We start from the raw sequence: 938 nt of genomic DNA on the forward strand, positions 1-938 counted from the left end.
GCGGGGGCGGTGCGGGGCGGGGCGCCACCCGGGTCCCGGAGCCCTGGCGGGCGGTGAGCCAGCCCTCGGCGACCAGCTCGGCGTAGGCGTCGGCGACCGTGTTCCGGGCGATGCCCAGGTCGGCGGCGAGGGAGCGGTAAGGCGGCAGCCGGGTGTCCGGGGCGAGCCGGCCGTCGCGGATGGCCTCCCGCAGCGCGGCCATCAGGGCGGTCCGGCGGCTGCCCGCGCGGGTCAGCTCCAGATGGAGGTCACTGCCGAGGATCTCCGCCGAATTGACCCATGAATCCGCCATGGAAATGCACCTTACAGAGGGTCGCTTAGCGGCCTAATTTCATTCCCATGACGACTACGACAGCGACGACGGCACAGACGACGACCACGGCGATGACGGAACAGACGGCGACCACGGCGATGCCGGAAGAGACGGCGACGACGGTGCGGCAGACCGGACGGGTCGACTTCGCGAAGGCCGCCCCCAAGGCGTTCAAGGCACTGATCAGCCTGGACGCGGCCGCCCGCGAGGGCCTGGACCCGGCCCTGGTGGAGCTGGTGCAGATCCGCTCCTCCCAGCTCAACAACTGCGCCTACTGCCTCCATATGCACACCACCGACGCCCATAAGGCGGGCGAGAGCAACGAGCGCATCGCCCTGGTCGGGGTCTGGGAGGAGGCCGGTAAGGGCGGGTTCTACACCGAGCGGGAGCAGGCCGCCCTGGCGCTCACCGAGGCGGTCACACTGCTGCCGGGCGGCGTCCCGGACGAGGTCTACGAGTGGGCCGCCCGGCACTTCGAGGAGCGGGAGCTGGCCCAGCTCATCGCCCTCATCTTCACGATCAACTCCTGGAACCGGATCGCGGTGACCACCCGCAAGGTGCCGGGGCAGGGCTGAGAACGGGCTGTGGGGAGCGGCACCGCCGCTCCCCACAGGACCCACATGAT

Annotated in this window: 2 protein-coding genes; one reads left to right on the top strand and one right to left on the bottom strand. The window is 70.7% G+C overall.

Annotated elements, in window-relative coordinates; all coding sequences use genetic code 11:
* Positions 1-292 (bottom strand): GntR family transcriptional regulator (locus KN815_RS47625; RefSeq protein ID WP_216347996.1); only part of this gene is annotated, 292 nt, incomplete at its 3' end.
* Positions 293-339: 47 nt separating this feature from the next.
* Here KN815_RS47625 and KN815_RS47630 point away from each other — a divergent pair.
* Entirely contained in the window at positions 340-888 is a 549-nt protein-coding gene (locus KN815_RS47630) for a carboxymuconolactone decarboxylase family protein (RefSeq protein WP_372458656.1), read from the top strand.
* Positions 889-938 lie beyond the last annotated feature (50 nt).

Source organism: Streptomyces niphimycinicus (assembly GCF_018883605.1).
GTDB lineage: Bacteria > Actinomycetota > Actinomycetes > Streptomycetales > Streptomycetaceae > Streptomyces > Streptomyces niphimycinicus.